We start from the raw sequence: 16343 nt of genomic DNA, 5'->3' as shown, positions 1-16343 counted from the left end.
GGGTCGCGGTTCTATCGGTCGCGGCGGCCCTCCTCGCGCAAAAGCGCCTGCAAGGTGTCCGGACGGGCGCCATCGAAGGCGAGCACCGAACCCTGCTCGAACACCCGGCGCGCCAAGCCGCTGAGCACCGCCCCGGGCGGCAGTTCGATCTGCAACCGTACGCCGCGCTCATAGGCGCCCTGCACGGTGCCGCGCCAGTCCACCAGCCGGCACATGTTGAAGGCCAGGTCGTCGCGCAATTGCTCCACCGTGCGCAATGGCCGCGCGCGGCTAGCACTCAGGTACCCCAGCCGTGGCGGCCCCATCGGCACCCTGGCGAACGCCTCGGCCAACCGTTGGGCCGGCTGCTCCAGCAACGGGCAATGGGACGGCACGCTGACCGCCAGGCGCCTGGCCACCCCGGCGCCACGGGCCCGGGCCAGTTCGGCCACGGCCTGCATCGCCGCCTCGCTGCCGGCGATCACCACCTGGGTGTCGGCGTTGATATTGGCCAGGTACACCGGCGATTCGCGGCCATGGACCCGGGCCAGCAATGCCTCCACCGTGCCCAGGTCCAGGCCCATCAGCGCGGTCATCCCGTAGCCCTGTGGATAAGCCTGCTGCATCAGCTCCCCGCGCAAGCTCACCAGGCGCAGGGCATCGGCGAAATCCAGGGCCCCGGCCACCACCGCCGCCGGATAGGCGCCGATGGACAGGCCAGCCACGTAGTCCACCGGGCAATCGGCGTGCAGCAGGGTCCGGGCACAGGCCACCCCGGCAATCAGCAGGCACAGCTGCACCGCCCGGGTCCCGGCCAGGGCCTGGGGCGAGTCCAGGCCCAGCACGTCCTGCCCCAGCACATCACTGGCCTCGCGCAGGCAGGCCACGACCTCCGGCCGCTCGGGCAGTCGCTGGAGCATCCCCGGCTGCTGCGCCCCCTGGCCCGGGAATACCAGCAAGCTGCTCATGCCGCCAACTCCCCTGGGCACCAGGGATCGCGTACCAACCGCGCTCCGCTGGCGCTCTTGAGCAGTACCCGCGAGGCGCCCCCGGCCCACTCCCGCAGGGCCAGGCCCCCGGCCGGCAGTTGCAATTGCAGGTCGACCCGGCACACGGCGCCATCGAGCAGTGCCAGCAGCTCCCGCGCCCGGGCCCGGGACAGCGGCTCAGGTGCCCGGAGAATCAGGTCCAGGTCGCTGTCCTGGTGCAATGCGGCCACCCCGCTGGCCAGCTCGAAGCCGGCGCTGCCGCCCACGCCCCAGGCCAGCCCCAGGGCGTCCAGCGGGCCACGCAACTGGTCCAGGGCCTGGAGCGCCGGCCAGGCCCGGCTCGACGGCACGTGGCGCAACGCCTCCGGGCGGACGCCACGCTGCACCGCGTCCAGCGCCAGCAACGCCGGGTAACGCTGCTCCCGGGCCGGGCCACGCAGCCCCACGGCGACCGAACCGGCAGCGCTCACCGCCCGGCGCACCACCACCGGTTGCCCCTGCTCCAGCACCTGCCGCGCCCACTCCGGCGCATCGGCCGCCAGTTGCCCGGGCCCCAGGCCCCACAGCAGGTCATGGGGCAACCAGTGAGCGCCGGCGCTCACCATTGCTCCCGCAGCAGTTGGCGGACCCGGCTCGAGGCCTCCCGGTTCGCCGCCCCCAGGCGCCCTTCGAGCCCAACGCCAGCGGCCCGTACATCGACAATGGCTTGCAGCAGGCATTCGCTGACCTGGTCCAGGTCCTGGGGGGTCGGTTGTTCGATGCGCTGCACCGGCAGGGTTTTCCACAAGAGGCCCAGGCCGGCATAGCTGTCGATGTCGTAGGCCATGGGCGGCACGCTGGCGGCCAGGGCTTCCAGTTCCTCGACGCTGCGCAGGGTGACCCGCGCCGCCGAGGCCTTGCCCATGGCGTGCACCATCACGCCCGGGTCGCGCAGGGCGATCAGCCGGTTGGCCTGGTAGCCGTGGGCCAGGAACGCCCCGGACATGGCCTTGCCCACCAGCAAGCCGAGCACCGGATGCCCCGCCAGGCGGGCCCGGGCGTAGCTGTCGGCGGCGCCGGCCAGGGCCTGGTGGATGCCCAGGGCTTCTTCGCGCCGGCCATAGGCCTGGCTCGGCACATCGACGATGGCGATCAGCGGTCGCTTGCGCGGCTGATCGCGGTCGGCGTCGATCACTTCATCCACCGCTTTGGCCAGGCCCCAGCCCTCCAGCAGGCCGACCTCGCCCTGGCGGGCGCGGGGAAAACGATTCTCCGGGTCGGCCACCACAGCGATAAAACGAACCGATTGCCCCCCCAGTTCACCATCGGCCACCCGCAGCGACGACGGCAGGCCGGCCACCGAAGCGGTGCCGCCACTCAGGGCGTTGAACCAGTTCAGGCCCCGCAAAGAACGTGCACTCATGAGCGGCCTCCTTGATACAGATCGCGAACCGTCGCCGCATCGATTTGCGCCGCCGTGTCCAGCCGGGCCAGGCATTGCAGATAGTGTTCGGCCTGGTGGCTGCGTTGCCGCTCGGGCAGACCGAGGGCCAGCAACTCGCGAACCTGGGCCCGGATCTGCGCCACGTCATCGGCCACATAGCGATCCACCAGGCCGCTGGCGAAACGCTGCTCGCCGCCGCTCAGGCTCCAGATGAAAGGCCGGTCGCGGGAGTCGTACTCCTCGATCCCGGCTTCCTGTTCGATCACCTGCGGCCCGTTCAGGCCCAGCCGCGCTTCTTGGGTCACCAGCAGGTAGCTGCACAGGCCGGCGGCGATCGACATGCCACCGAAGCAGCCGACGCTGCCAGCTACCACGCCAAGCACCGGCTGGTACTGGCGCAGGTCGACGATCGCGGCATGGATATCGGCGATCGCCGCCAACCCCAGGTTGGCCTCCTGCAACCGCACACCGCCGGTCTCCAGCAGCAGCACGGCGCGGGTGGCGATGCCCTGGCGGTTGTCCTCGGCCGCCAGCTCAAGGGCGCCGGCGATCTTCGCCCCGCCCACTTCGCCGAGGCTGCCGCCCTGGAATGCGCCTTCGATGGCGGCGATCACCACCGGCAGCCCAGCGATGCTGCCCTTGGCGATCACCACCCCATCATCGGCCTGGGGCACCACGCCCTGGCGCGGCAACCAGGGCGACATGACCCGCTGGAAAGGGTCGAGCAGTTCGCGAAAGGTGCCGGCGTCCAGCAACGCCCGGGCTCGCTGCCGGGCACCCAGTTCGACGAAGCTGTGCTGGTCGAGCAAGCGTGCGCTGTCAGTCATGGGCGATTTCCTCCAGGCCCTGTTCAAGGCGTAGGCGCACCACCCCCGGGGTGGCGCCGAAGTCATGGATGTCGATCAGCAGCGCCGGTGGCGTCTGCCCGGCGAACATGCGCTGGAACAGGTGCTGCCAGCGTGCGGCGCTGCCATTGACCGAGGTCTGGACCTGGATCTTCAAGGTGCCGGCCGGCGCCGGCTCCAGCAGTACTTCCAGGTCGCCGGAGCCGACACAACCCACCAGCGCACGGCCGCGACCGGAAGGGCCGGCGGGAAATTCAAAGGACAAGGTTTCCATCAGTTCGCTCCCTGGTCGGCGGCGGCCTCGATCCGGTCGAGCAGCAGGCAGGCGGCCAAAAGGTCGGCGGCGCCACCGGGCGAGGCATTCAAGGTCAGAAGTTGCAGGTCCAGCTGGTGCAGGCGCCGGCGTCCGGCGAGGCTGGCGCTGCCACCGGCCTCCAGCACCGCCCGGGCGCCATCCTGCATGGCCCGCAGGCCCGCTTCGCCCGCGCGGTAGAGCACGCAGGTGTCGGCCAGCCGGGTCATGATCGCCAGCAGCGCATCGAGCCGGGCGTTCTGCTCGCCATGGCCCCGGGCACGACTGCGCCGCAGCTGCGGCAGGCCCCATTGCAGCACCGCGGGAAAGCCCCGCTGGGCCTCCTCCCGGGCGCCGCCTACGCCGTAGCGCTGCGCCACCTGGGCACCATGGCTCAAGGGCCGTGGCGCATGCCGGTCTTCCAGCAGCGCCAGGCGCGCGGCGCGCCAGGCGACGCTGCCGGCCGCCCCGGAGCCAGGTTCCAGGGCGGCGGCGGCCACCAGCAGGCCCAGGGCCCAGATCGCCCCGCGATGGGTGTTCACCCCGCCGGTGGTGGCCAGCATCGCCCGCTCGCCTTCGCGACCGCTGCGCCCCAAGGCTTCGCGCAGCGGCAAGTCGATACGGGCGAATTGTTGCGCGGCCTCGGCCATGTCCTTGAAGGCCGGCCACAGGCTCAGGGCCGAGGCGTGCATCAGGCCCAGGTGCAGGTCACTGTGGGCACCATTGCCACGGCGGTCCACCAGGGCCGGCTTGGGCGACAGGTCGGCCTCGTCGATCAGCGCGTCCACCGCCAGGTCCGCCAGGCGCTCGGCCAGCCCCAGGGGCCGGGATTGCAGGTTGAATGCATGCATTACCAGCTCCTGAACTTGGCAGGTGGGTGATACAGGCCGCCGGACCACTGCACCAGGTCGGCGATGCTCTTGGCCGCCAGCAACTCGCGGCTGGCGTCGGTGCGGCGAATGCCCAGGTCCTCGGGCAAGGCGACCAGGCCCTCGCGGCGCATGCGCTGGGTATCCCTGGGGTCATGCCGCAGGCCGATGGCGGTGACTCCGGCCACGGCGGCGATCATCGCTCGGCGCTCCTCCAGGGTGCGGGCCTTGTACAGGTAGGCGATGCCTTCTTCGGTGAGCAGGTGGGTGACGTCGTCGCCATAGATCATGATCGGCGCCAGGGGCATGCCGCTTTTCTTCGCCACGTCCACCGCGTCCAGGGTCTCGACGAAGGTCGGTTTGCCGCCCTCCTGGAAGGTCTCGACCATCTGCACCACCAGCTTCTTGCCCCGCTCCAGCAGGGCCTGCGGCGCCGCGCCCTGGTCCAGGCGCATGTCCAGCCAGGCCGGGGTGCCATGGCGCCGGCCCCGGGGATCGTGGCCCATGTTCGGCGCTCCGCCGAAACCGGCCAGGCGGCCACGGGTCACGGTGGAGGAATGGCCGTCGCCATCCACCTGCAAGGTGGCGCCGATGAACAGGTCCACCGCGTATTGCCCGGCCAGCTGGCAGAACATCCGGTTGGAGCGCAGGGAACCGTCGCGACCGGTGAAGAACACATCGGGACGGGCGGCAATGTAGCTTTCCATGCCCAGTTCGGTGCCAAAGCAATGCACGCTGTCCACCCAGCCGCTTTCAATGGCCGGGATCAGGGTCGGATGGGGATTGAGGGTCCAGTTGCGGCAGATCTTGCCCTTGAGCCCCAGGGACTCGCCATAGGTGGGCAGGATCAGCTCGATGGCCGCGGTATTGAAGCCGATGCCGTGGTTCAGCGATTGCACGTTGTGCTTCTCGTAGATGCCACGGATCGCCATCATCGCCATCAGCACGTGCACCGGCTTGATATGGCGCGGGTCGCGGGTGAACAGCGGCTCGATGTAGAACGGCTGGTCGGCCACCACCACGAAGTCCACCCAGGAGGCCGGGATATCCACCCGGGGCAACTCGCTGACGTCGTCCACCAGCTGGTTGACCTGGACGATGACGATGCCATCGCTGAAGGCCGCCGGTTCCACCAGCGCCGGGGTGTCCTCGGTGCTCGGGCCGGTGTAGATGTTGCCGGCGCGATCGGCCATGAAACCGGCGCACAGCACCACGTTGGGCGTCAGGTCCACCACCAGCCGGGCATAGAGTTCGATGTAGGTATGGATGGCGCCGACCTCCAGCAGCCCGTCTTCGAGCAACTGGCTGATGCGCAGGCTCTGGGTCCCGGCGAAGGAGAAGTCGAGCTTGCGGGCGATACCGCGTTCGAACAGGTCCAGGTGCTCGGCGCGACCGACGCTGGGCATGATCATGTGCAGGTCGTGGAGCCTGGCCGGATCGACCTTGGCCAGGGACCGGGAAAGGAAGTCCGCCTGCTTCTGGTTGTTGCCCTCCAGCACCACCCGGTCGCCGGGCAGGATCAGCGCCTCCAGCGCCGCGACGATCTTGTCGGTCGGCAACACCACGCCATCGGCGATGGCCCGCACCTGCTCGAGGCGCCGCTGCTTCTCGCTGCGCCGCCGCGACCAGCGCGGGTCGGGAGATAGTGTCGTTGTCATGCTCGCTCCACAGGTTCGCTGTCGTGGCAGCCACCATAGGAGCGCAGCCCGGCGGGCATCAATCAAGCTCGGCGTGGGAAAGTTACGCCAAGCGTAACGATTCGCCGGCCGGTTCCAGGCCCGGCGCGTTCCTGGCGCGACTCAACGATCTTCATACCACCCGGCGATGGCATCCCTCCTGGCGCCCGGTACACAATGCGCGCCGGATTGGCCGCTCAACGGCCGGAACACATGATGAGAGTCAGCATGGACACACCGATTCGCTCCAACCAGGACTTGCTGGGACAACTACAACGCGGCCTCAAGCCCGACTACCTGATGTTCTGGGGCCACCAGCCGCCCCGGGACGGACGGGTTTCCCAGAGCTGTTTCAGCCAGTGGTTCGACGCTGGCTTCGAGATCGATGGCATTCACTACCCCACCGCCGAGCACTACATGATGGCCGGCAAGGCCCTGCTGTTCGACGACCAGCAAACCCACGGGCGCATCCTCAAGGCAACCACCCCGGCGGACGTCAAACAGTTGGGCCGCGAAGTACGCGGCTTCGATGACACGCAATGGCAGGCAGCGCGTTTCGACATCGTGGTGCGCGGTAACCTGGCCAAGTTCAGCCAGCATCAGGCCCTGGGCGAATACCTGCTGTCCACGCGGGATCAAGTGCTGGTGGAAGCCAGCCCGGTGGATCGGATATGGGGCATTGGCCTGACAGCGGACGATGCCAAGGCCAGCCGGCCTGAGCAGTGGCGCGGGCTCAACCTGCTGGGCTATGCCCTGATGGAAGTGCGCGACCGCCTGCTGGCGGCCGAGGCCTAAGGCGCCAGCCCGGCCTCCACCAGCAGCTCCTCGAGGGCCGGCAGGTCCGGCACCCTGGCCACCTGCTCGGCGACCTGCACCGCGGCTTTCTCCAGGGAGGCCAGGGGTACGTCGACATAGCTGAGCTGGCTGTCGAGCTTGCAGGAGCGCGGGATGCCCTGCACCAGCAAGGCGATGAACTTCAGCTCCGGGCGCCCGCCCAGGGCATTGAGCACGACGATTCGCGCTCGCTCGCCGATCACCGTGGGGTTGCCACAGGCCGCCTCGAAGCTGACCAGCGCGATCTGCCGGTCGCGCCACAGCACTCGCCCCAGGTACCAGGGTGGCGAGTCCAGGTCGAAGCGCCCCTGCTGGTAGTCGATCAGCTCGGCCACCGCCACGTTGGGCAGGATCAGGGTGCGGTCGGCCAGGGGCAGCAACAGCCCGGTGAGGGTGCTGGAGCGATGGTCAAGCATGGTTCTTGCTCCACAGGGCGATGCTTTCCAACAGCACCGACTCTTGATAGGGCTTGCCGAGGTAGTCGTTGACGCCGATGGCCATGGCCCGGTCGCGGTGCTTCTGGCCGGTGCGCGAGGTGATCATGATGATCGGCAAGCGGTGCAGGCGCGGATCGTTGCGCACCTGGATCGCCACTTCGAAACCATCCATGCGCGGCATCTCGATATCCAGCAGCATCAGGTCCGGCGTGTGCTCGGCCAGCAACGCCATGGCGTCGACGCCGTCCTTGGCGGTCAGCACGCTCATGCCATGGCGCTCCAGCAAGCGGCTGGTGACCTTGCGCACGGTCACCGAGTCGTCCACCACCAGCACCAGCATCGGCCGCGGCGCCTGCGCCTCGCCGGCACCCTCCTCGCCAGGCGCCCGGGGCTGCGGCGGCGCGTCCTGGCGGGCGCGGATATGGGCCAGCAGGTCGAGGATCAGCACCACCCGGCCATCGCCGAGGATGGTCGCCCCGGACAGCCCCTGGACCGCGGCGAACTGCGGCCCCAGGCTCTTGACCACGATTTCCCGGGTGCCGAAGGTAGCATCCACCTGCACCGCGACCCGCTGTTCGTTGCATTGCACCAGCAACACCGGCAGCGCCTGCACCTGGCCCAGCAGCTTGGGCCGCGGCACGGTGTGCAGCAACTCGCCCAGATAGCACAGCTGGTAGCACTGGCCGGCGTACTCGTAGCGCGGCGGGTCGAGCTGGTAATAGGCGGCCAGCTCTCCCGGCATGACCCGCACGATGCCGTCCACGGTGTTGAGCGGGATCGCGTAGTGCTCGTCGCCACACTGGACCATCAACGCCCGGTTGACCGAAACGGTGAACGGCAGGCGGATGCGAAAGTGCACGCCCCTGCCGGCCACCGAGTCGATGCTCATGCTGCCGCCCAGCTGGCGCACTTCCTCGTGGACCACATCCATGCCCACCCCGCGCCCGGAGATCTGGGTGATCTTCTCGGCGGTGGAAAACCCCGGCTGCATGATGAACTGCAGCACCTCGCGGTCGCTGACCTGCGCCTGCGGGTCCAGCAGGCCACGCTTGATGGCCTTCTTGCGCACGGCTTCCAGGGGCACGCCGGCGCCGTCGTCACGCATGTCGAAGACGATATCGCCGCCCTCGCGGGACAGGTCCAGGGTGATCCGCCCCTGCTCCGGCTTGCCCGCCGCGCGCCGCGCCTGGGCTGACTCCAGGCCGTGGTCGACGGCGTTGCGCAGCATGTGCTCGAGGGGCGCGACCATGCGTTCCAGGACATTGCGATCCATTTCGCCTTCGGCGTTGCCGACCACGAACTCCACATCCTTGCCCAGCTCTTCGGCCACCTGGCGGACGATACGCCGCAAGCGCGGCACCATGCGCTCGAACGGCACCATGCGGGTACGCATCAGGCCTTCTTGCAACTCGGTGTTGATGCGTCCCTGTTGTTGCAGCAAGTCGGCAGCATCATGGTTGCGCCGGTCGAGGGTGTCCTTGAGGTCCAGCAGGTCCGAGGCCGACTCGAACAAGGCCCGGGATAGCTGTTGCAGCTGGGAATGGCGGTCCATCTCCAGCGGGTCGAATTCTTCGTAGCCCAGGCGCTCGGCTTCCACCTGCTGGCGGCTGAGGATCCGGCCCTGGGTCTCGGTATCCAGGCGGCGCAACTGGTCGCGGATCCGCTCGATGGTGGTTTCCATCTCGGTCAGCGCCACCCGGGCGTCATTGACCTGTTGTTCGATGCGGCCGCGAAAGATCGAGGTCTCCCCGGCCAGGTTCACCAGGTCGTCCAGCAGCTCCGCCGAGACCTTGACCATGTCGGCCGCGGCCGCCACCTCCGGCTGCGGCGCGACCGGCTCGGGTTTGCCGACCGGCGCCGCCAGTTCCGGGGTCGGGGTCGCCGCCCCCCGCGGATGGCTCAGGTCGTGGATGGCATCGATGAGCTTGCGGGCAGCCTCGATCGGTTGCCCGGCCCGGGCGGCGTCGAGCATCTGGGCCAGGCGGTCGTGGCTCTTCTGCAACAGGGTGAAGAGCACCGGGCTGGGTTGCAGCAAGCCGGCGGACAAGCCTTCGAAGAGAAACTCCAGCTCATGGGCCAGGTCGCCGATGGCGCTGATCTCCACCATCCGCGCGCCGCCCTTGAGGGTGTGCAGGTCGCGCAGCAGGGTCTCCACCTCCTGGCGGGACTGGGGATCGGCCTGCCAGCGGCTCAGGGCGGCGGCGGAGCTGTCGATGATGTCGAAGCCTTCTTCGAGGAAGATTTCCAGCAGTTCCGGGTCCTGGGCCGAGTGATCCGCCTCCTCGCTCTCGGCCCCGCTCTCGCCAGGGCCACTGGCCTGCTGCCGATAGCTGCGCAGTGCCTCGACCTGGGCCCGGGAGTCGTCCAGCGGCCGTTGGCCCTGCAACTGCCGGAGCAGCACCGCCAGTTGCTCATGGCTGCCACGCAGCAGCAGGCCCAGGGGTTGGCCATGGCTGTAGCGACGATCCACCAAGCCTTCGTACAGCGACTCCAGCTCCTGGGCCAGCTCCGCCACCGGCGCCACCTCGGCCATCCGCGCACCGCCCTTGAGGGTGTGCATGTCCCGTTGCAGGGAGGACAGCGGCGCGCCGTTTTCCGGATCGGACAGCCAGCGTTGCAGGGCCTGGTCGGCGCTGTCGAGGATATCCACCGCTTCCTCGAGGAAGATGTCCACCAGCTCGTCATCGGCTGCCTGCGGCGCCTGTTGCGCAAGGCCCGCGGTGGCAGCGCCCAGCTCGCTGATGCTCAGGGCCCGGCTGCCATCGCTCTTGACCAAGCCGGTGGCGGACGGATCCAGGCTTTCGTCCAGCAGCGCACGCAAGGCCCGGAGCCGCTCGGGCTGCGGGCTGACTTCCTGGCCGGCGGCCAGTTCGTCGAGCATGTTGATCAGCGCCTCATGGGCGCCCTGGGCCTCGTGGAAAAAGCGCTCGCTGACCGCCAGGCTGCTTTCTTCCACCGCGCCGTACAGGTCGAGCAAGGCTTCGCACAGTTCATCCACCGGCTGCAGGTCGGCCAGGTGCGCGCCTTCGCCCAGGGTGGTCAGCTCATCCAGCAGGTCGTTGAGTTCCTGGCGCTCGCCGGGATGCTGCTGCCAGCGCAGCAACAGGGTTTCGGCATCCAGCAGGATGTCCATGCCCTGGGCCAGGAAGTCGTTGATCAGTTGCGGGGCGCGCTTGGCCCGCGGTGCGCTGTCCGGGGCATCGAGCACGGCTTCCAGGCGTTCGCCGAGCAGGGCCAGGGCCCGGCCGGCCAGCGCCCGGGCGCCGTCGATGGCCGCCAACGGCGTGCTGTCCAACTGACGCAGGCCCTTGCGCAGCAGGCCCTCGGCCTCCAGCAGCAGCTCTACCTCGTCCAGGTCCAGGGGGATCAGGTGGGCGCGATACTCGCGCGCCAGCTGGTCGAAAGGACCGGCCAGCTCGGCGATCGGCCACACGCCGGCCATCGAGGCGCTGCCCTTGAGGGTGTGCAGGGCCCGTTGCAGGGCATCGCTGGCCTGCAACGGCAATTGTTCGGCGGCCTGGTCGAGGAAACGGTTGACGCTGTCCAGGTGGGTCTGGGCCTCGGCACGGAAGATCTCCAGCAACTGCGGGTCCAGGGCATCGTCGCGCGGCGCCGTGGGCGTGGCGCCGCTGGCCAGGGCATGGGCCCGGGCCGCCAGGCGGTCGACATCATCACGCTGGCGCTGGGCATGGGCGGCGTACTCGGCGATCAGTTCCGGCAACAGGCCCAGGGTATCGCCCACCAGCTGGCGCACCTGGACGCTGGGCTCCACGCTGTGTTCCAGCACCCGGTTGAGCAGGTTCTCCACCGCCCAGGCCAGCTCACCCAGCACCAGGGCCCGGACCATCCGCCCGCTGCCCTTGAGGGTATGGAAAGCCCGGCGCAACTCGCTCAGGGCGGACCGGCCCTGGGGATCGGCCTCCCAGCGCGGCAGGTACTCGCGGAGCATCTCCAGCACTTCCTCGGTTTCTTCGAGAAAGACTTCGCGCAGCTCGTCGTCCACCGGCGCCTCGCCCACCGGCGGCGGCAGCAGGCTGCCGGGGGTGCTCAGGGCCGGCGGATTGAGGAGCGAAACCGGCGTGGCCAGGGCGTCGGCCAGGGACTGCGCGACCTGGGGATCGTCCGCCAGCGTCAGCGCCTGCTCTTCGTGCGCCGGCAGCGGTGCCTGGGCCTGCGGCGCATACCCCAGGGCCACCAGCCCCTGCTGGGCGATGTCGAGGATCTTTTCTCCCGGCGCCTCGGGATCTTCGTTCAAGCGTTCCAGGTAGTAGTCCAGGCTAGCGATCACGTCCGCCAGGTGATCCAGCTGCTGCCAGTCCGGCAGGGCCCTGGCCGTCAACAGCCGCTCGCCGATAAAACCATTGCAGGCCTGCAGCAGCCCCGCCGCCCGGGGCAAGGGGATCATCGCCAGGGCTCCGCGCACCTGGGTCAGCAGCTCGGGCAGGGCCAACAGTGGCTCATGCTCCCAATCGGCCTCGATGGATTCGAGCAACAGTTCCTTGGCCTGTTGCAGGCAGGCCCGCGACTCCTTGATCACCAGTTGGTGGATCTGGGTCAGGTCGGTGGTGGGCAGGCGGCTTTCCTCGCGGCTCTCCGGCTCCACGGTGCCGGCCATGCCCGCCAGGGTAGCCTCGACGTACAGCAGCGCCCCGGCCACGTCCATCAGCACCGCGTCGTCGGGCGCGCGCTGGCCCTGGGCCAGGCTCTGGATCACCGCCAACTGGTCGATGATCACCTTGCGCGGCTGGCCGAAACCCAGCACTGCCAGGGTGTCGGCGATCTGCCGCAGGGGCGCGAGCAGGCCATCCAGGTCGTCGGCATGCTGGCGGTCGCTGCGCACGAACAGGTCCAGGCGTTCCTTGACCCGCACCAGGCCGTCGCACACCGCGGTCAGCACCGAGCGCAGGGCATCGCGGTCGGGGCCGGCCATGCGCGCCCGCTCTTCATCGACCACTGCGCTGTCGGGCAATGCGTCGTCCAGTCCGTAACGTTCTTTCATGGTCAGCATCAATGGGGTGGGATGGCGCGCCTTGGCGATATAGAACAACAGGCTCTTGAGCAGCTCTTCGGGGGCGGCCCGGTTGACCCCGGGCATGCCCTGCTCTTGCAGGCGCTTGAGTTCCTTCTCGGCATCCTTGAGCAAGCTGCGCACCGCCGGGCTGTTGGCAACCACGCCCTGGCGCATGCCTTCCACCAGCGCCGAGGCGATATGCCACAAGGGGGCCAGCGGCGCATCCTGGCACAGGGCTTCCAGGCGCTCGAAGACCTTGGCCATATGGCCCAGGCTGATTTCGTCGTCCTGCTCGCGCAGCAGGTCCACCAGGGCGGTTTGCAGCATATGCCGCAACTTGCGCAACTGGGTCGCCAGCTCCTGGGGCTCCAGCGCCGCCAGGGCCTTGTCGGTCAGCGGCGGCAGGCTGGGCAACTGCGGGCTGAACAGGCTGGTTTCCGAAAGCAGGCTCTCGCCACGGGCGCTGCGCAGGTCGTTGAGCAACGGCAGCACCACCAGCGGCAGGTCGCGACGTGCGCTCTGCACCCGGTCCAGGTACTGCGGCAACTGGCCAATGGCCTGGCGCAGCAGGCGCAGGGCTTCGTCGCGCTGGGCCACGCGCTCCTGCTGCAGGGCCAGGGCGAGCTTTTCCATCTCTTCGGCCAGCAGCGCCGCGCCGTAGAACTCCGCCATCTGCAAGCTGCCGTGGACCTGATGGATGCCTTCCAGGCATTGCTCGAGGGCATCGGGCGCCCGGGGATCCTCGGCCAGATGCTCCAGCGCCTGATACGCCAGCTTCAGGGTTTCGGCCATTGCGCCCTTGACCCATTCCAGGGCCACGTAGTCGTGCCGATCAACCATAACCACTCCAGTCAAAGCCTTGTTTCAGTCAGCGGTTGTCATTGGTGGCAGGCGCCCGGGTCGCCGGCAGGGTGAAGCCGGAAACCGAGCGGCGCAGCTGGCTGGCCATCTTCGCCAGGTTGCCGATGCTCTCGGCGGTCGCCGTGGAGCCGGACGAGGTCTGCGAGGTGATCTGCTGGATCACGTTCATGGTCAGGGAAATCTGCCCGGCCGAGGAAGTCTGCTGCTGGGCCGCGTTGGAGATGCTCTGGATCAGCGCCGCCAGGGTCTTGGATACGCCTTCGATCTCCTCCAGCGCCACTCCGGCATCCTGCGCCAGGCGTGCCCCGCGCACCACTTCGGTGGTGGTCTGCTCCATGGAGATCACCGCTTCGTTGGTGTCGGTCTGGATCGCCCGGACCAGGGTCTCGATCTGCCGGGTCGCGGCCGAGGAACGTTCCGCCAGCCGCTGTACCTCGTCGGCCACCACGGCAAAACCGCGACCGGCATCACCGGCCATGGACGCCTGGATGGCCGCATTCAAGGCCAGGATATTGGTCTGGTCGGCAATGTCGTCGATCAGGCTGACAATATCCCCGATCTCCTGGGAAGACTCGCCAAGGCGCTTGATCCGCTTGGCGGTGTCCTGGATCTGCTCGCGGATGTTGTCCATGCCATGGATGGTGTTGTGCACCACCTCGTTGCCCTTGTTGGCGATCTCCACCGAACGCTCGGCCACCGCCGAGGACTCGGCGGCGTTGGCCGATACCTGGTCGATGGATTGGGCCATTTCGTTGATCGCCGTGGAGGCTTCGGAAATCTGCTGCGCCTGGTGCTCGGAGGCTTCGGCCAACTGCATGGCGGTGGTCTGGGTTTCCTGCACCGCGCTCGCCACCTGGCCGGCGGTGAGGTTGATGGTGGCCACCAGGTCACGCAACTGGTCGACGGAGTAATTGATGGAGTCGGCGATGGTCCCGGTGAAGTCCTCGGTCACCGAGGCGGTCACCGTCAGGTCGCCATCGGCCAGGTCCTCGATCTCGTCCAGCAGGCGCATGATCGCGTTCTGGTTGCGCTCGTTCTTCTCGGCGGTCTCGCGTAGCTGGCGGTTGGTCTCGCGGACCATCACCAGGCCGATGAGGATGATCGAGGCCAGGGCCAGCAGGCCCAGGACATAACCGCCGATGGTGTCCAGCTTGCGGCTGCCGGCCAGGTTCTCGAAGCCGATGGCCAGGCGCGAGGCTTCGTCCAGCAGGGTCTGGGACAGGCTGAAGATATTGCCGGCCGACTCACGCACCTGGAACAGCTCGGGGGACGTCTCGAGGATTTCGTCCACGGAGCCTGAGACGAACTCGAACAGCTCGGAAATCTCCGTCAGCCGCGCCCTGGCATCAGGGTCCTCGACCTGGCTGATCTTCAATCCCGGGTTGCCTTGCAGCATGCCGTTGAGCACCTGGCCGAAGCGTGCGGCGTCGCGACCGAAGGCATCGGCGGCCTGCACGGCATTCTCGTCCCCGGCCAGCACGGTGTTGACCGCGCCGAGGATCCGCTCGGCCAGCAGCGACTGGCGCTGGGCCATGGCCACCTGGCTGGCGGGGGCGCCGCGCTGGAGGAGGATCTCCACCACCTTCTCGTATTCCACCTGCAACTGCGGCACGGTCTCGGCCAGGGTCGCGGCCACCTGGTGCAGCGACAGCACCGTCTGCTCGCTGGCGAGGATCGCGTCGGCGTTCTTCAGCAGTTTTTCCCAGTCCAGCTGCACCGCGCGCATCTCCTGGCGCAGCGCCACCGGGGCACCCGGCAGGCCGGTGGCCGGGTCGCCCTTCTTCAGGTAGCCCCAGCGCTGGGCAAAGTCATTGCGGGCATCGGCCAGCAGCTTGAACGCGGCAGCCTTGCCGGCCGCGGCCTCGGTGGCGTTCTTGGCGATGCGCTGGGACAGTACCCGCAGCTCGCCGGCATGGCCGATGTACTGCTTGTCGTAGGTGGCCTGGGTGTTGAGGTAGGCGAAGTTGGCGAACAGCAACATGATGAACACGATCAGCGCGATGAACAGCGCGACGATCTGCGAGCGGCTGCGGGAGCCTTCCTGGGGCTTGCCGGGTTTGGCTTTGGTCATCGATCAGGCCTGTGGCGAGCGGGGGATCCCGCATTCGGTCGCCCGGGACAGCCAGGCGGCGTGGATAGATCCAGGAAGGCCGGGGCCTCCCGTGGTACTGCGAACGGGTAATGCAGGCGCCTGGGCGCGGTTCACGCCGCCACCTCCAGGAACCCTGGCGAACGGACCAGGGCGAAGGGGCTGAACACTTGCCAGATCTGCTCGCGGCGAAACTGTCCCTGCAGATAGGGATTGATCGCGGTGTCGGCAAGATCGCTGAGGCCGGGCTCCAGGGTGTCCTGGGCAAAATGCTTGAGGCCCGCCACTTCATCCACCAGAAGGCCGACGAACAGCTCCTTGTATTCCACCACCAGCACCCGCCGCTGCAAGCGCAAGGGCGACACCTCGTGGCCGAGGAATGCGCACAGGTCCATGATCGGCAGCAGCCGCCCGCGCAGGTTGGCCACACCGCGAACCCAGGGCTTGACCCTCGGCAACAGGGTATGGCGCGGCTCGTGCAGGACTTCACTGACCTCGCCCATGGCCGCCACGTACCAGCGGTTGCCCAGGCGGAAACCGATGCCGCTCCAGCTGTGCTGGCGGGTTTCCTGGGATGGCAGGTCGGCGGCCAGCAAGCGGCAGCGCTGGTCGATCTCCAGCAGCAGTTCGAAGGCGGTCCGGGATTCGCTCATGGCACGGGCGGTCAGCCGGCCAGGACGTTGTTCAGGGTCTTGATCAGGGTCTCTTCTTCCACCGGCTTGGTCAGGTAGTCCCTGGCGCCCTGGCGCGTGCCCCAGACCTTGTCGGTTTCCTGATCCTTGGTGGTGATGATGATCACCGGGATATGGCTGGTCTCGGCATCCTTGGTCAACTGGCGGGTGGCCTGGAAGCCGTTGAGGCCGGGCATGACGATGTCCATCAGCACTGCATCGGGCTTCTCTTCCCGGGCCAGGGCCACGCCGTCGGCGCCATTCTCGGCCTTGAGCACTTCGTGGCCGTGCTTTTCCAGCATGCCGGTGAGTTTGTACATTTCGGTCGGCGAGTCATCGACGATCAGGATACGAGCCATGGTCTTCC

13 protein-coding genes are annotated in these 16343 nt (G+C 68.4%); 1 reads left to right on the top strand and 12 read right to left on the bottom strand.

The window, feature by feature from the left end:
• Positions 1 to 11 precede the first annotated feature (11 nt).
• The 7 genes from mdcH to mdcA are packed head-to-tail and all read right to left on the bottom strand — an operon-like array spanning position 12 to position 6055.
• On the bottom strand, positions 12 to 947 hold the full coding sequence (gene mdcH, locus H7A76_RS02685; RefSeq protein WP_185697073.1) for a malonate decarboxylase subunit epsilon: 936 nt from the start codon (positions 945 to 947) through the stop codon (positions 12 to 14).
• Positions 944 to 1573 (bottom strand): malonate decarboxylase holo-ACP synthase, encoded by a 630-nt coding sequence (locus H7A76_RS02680; RefSeq protein ID WP_185697072.1) that lies wholly within the window; start codon positions 1571 to 1573, stop codon positions 944 to 946. The genes mdcH and H7A76_RS02680 overlap by 4 nt, the downstream gene beginning before the upstream one ends.
• Positions 1567 to 2370 (bottom strand): biotin-independent malonate decarboxylase subunit gamma, encoded by an 804-nt coding sequence (gene mdcE, locus H7A76_RS02675; protein WP_185697071.1) that lies wholly within the window; start codon positions 2368 to 2370, stop codon positions 1567 to 1569. Before mdcE ends, H7A76_RS02680 begins: the two co-directional genes overlap by 7 nt.
• Entirely contained in the window at positions 2367 to 3218 is an 852-nt protein-coding gene (locus H7A76_RS02670) for a biotin-independent malonate decarboxylase subunit beta (protein WP_185697070.1), read from the bottom strand. The genes mdcE and H7A76_RS02670 overlap by 4 nt, the downstream gene beginning before the upstream one ends.
• Complete coding sequence (locus H7A76_RS02665) at positions 3211 to 3510, bottom strand: malonate decarboxylase subunit delta (RefSeq protein ID WP_022641603.1); 300 nt, start codon at positions 3508 to 3510, stop codon at positions 3211 to 3213. Before H7A76_RS02665 ends, H7A76_RS02670 begins: the two co-directional genes overlap by 8 nt.
• Positions 3510 to 4379, bottom strand: coding sequence for a triphosphoribosyl-dephospho-CoA synthase (locus H7A76_RS02660; RefSeq protein WP_185697069.1), 870 nt, complete (start codon positions 4377 to 4379; stop codon positions 3510 to 3512). Before H7A76_RS02660 ends, H7A76_RS02665 begins: the two co-directional genes overlap by 1 nt.
• Positions 4379 to 6055 carry a malonate decarboxylase subunit alpha gene (mdcA, locus tag H7A76_RS02655; RefSeq protein WP_185697068.1) on the bottom strand — a complete coding sequence of 559 codons (1677 nt, stop codon included), beginning with the start codon at positions 6053 to 6055 and terminating at the stop codon, positions 4379 to 4381. Before mdcA ends, H7A76_RS02660 begins: the two co-directional genes overlap by 1 nt.
• Positions 6056 to 6301: 246 nt before the next feature.
• On the opposite strand from mdcA, the gene H7A76_RS02650 reads away from it, so the two are divergent.
• Positions 6302 to 6868, top strand: a complete 567-nt coding sequence (locus tag H7A76_RS02650) for an NADAR family protein (protein WP_185697067.1) — start codon at positions 6302 to 6304, stop codon at positions 6866 to 6868.
• Here the strand turns inward: H7A76_RS02650 and H7A76_RS02645 are convergent.
• From H7A76_RS02645 to pilH, 5 genes are all read right to left on the bottom strand, one after another.
• Positions 6865 to 7323: a chemotaxis protein CheW gene (locus H7A76_RS02645; RefSeq protein WP_185697066.1), complete on the bottom strand. Its 459-nt coding sequence runs from the start codon at positions 7321 to 7323 to the stop codon at positions 6865 to 6867. The genes H7A76_RS02650 and H7A76_RS02645 overlap by 4 nt on opposite strands.
• Positions 7316 to 13195 (bottom strand): Hpt domain-containing protein, encoded by a 5880-nt coding sequence (locus tag H7A76_RS02640; protein ID WP_185697065.1) that lies wholly within the window; start codon positions 13193 to 13195, stop codon positions 7316 to 7318. Before H7A76_RS02640 ends, H7A76_RS02645 begins: the two co-directional genes overlap by 8 nt.
• Positions 13196 to 13223: 28 nt before the next feature.
• Positions 13224 to 15287: a methyl-accepting chemotaxis protein gene (locus tag H7A76_RS02635; RefSeq protein ID WP_185697064.1), complete on the bottom strand. Its 2064-nt coding sequence runs from the start codon at positions 15285 to 15287 to the stop codon at positions 13224 to 13226.
• A 131-nt stretch (positions 15288 to 15418) separates the two neighbouring features.
• Positions 15419 to 15958, bottom strand: a complete 540-nt coding sequence (locus tag H7A76_RS02630) for a chemotaxis protein CheW (protein ID WP_185697063.1) — start codon at positions 15956 to 15958, stop codon at positions 15419 to 15421.
• Positions 15959 to 15969: 11 nt separating this feature from the next.
• The gene (gene pilH / locus H7A76_RS02625) at positions 15970 to 16335 is read right to left on the bottom strand and encodes a twitching motility response regulator PilH (protein ID WP_022641611.1); all 366 of its coding nucleotides are present in this window, start codon (positions 16333 to 16335) and stop codon (positions 15970 to 15972) included.
• Between the last annotated feature and the right edge of the window lie 8 nt (positions 16336 to 16343).

Origin of the sequence: Pseudomonas sp. MSSRFD41 (assembly GCF_014230245.1) — a bacterium.
Taxonomy (GTDB): domain Bacteria; phylum Pseudomonadota; class Gammaproteobacteria; order Pseudomonadales; family Pseudomonadaceae; genus Aquipseudomonas; species Aquipseudomonas piscis.
Note: the sequence above shows the minus strand (reverse complement) of the source record. Positions and strands in the feature narration are given on the sequence as shown.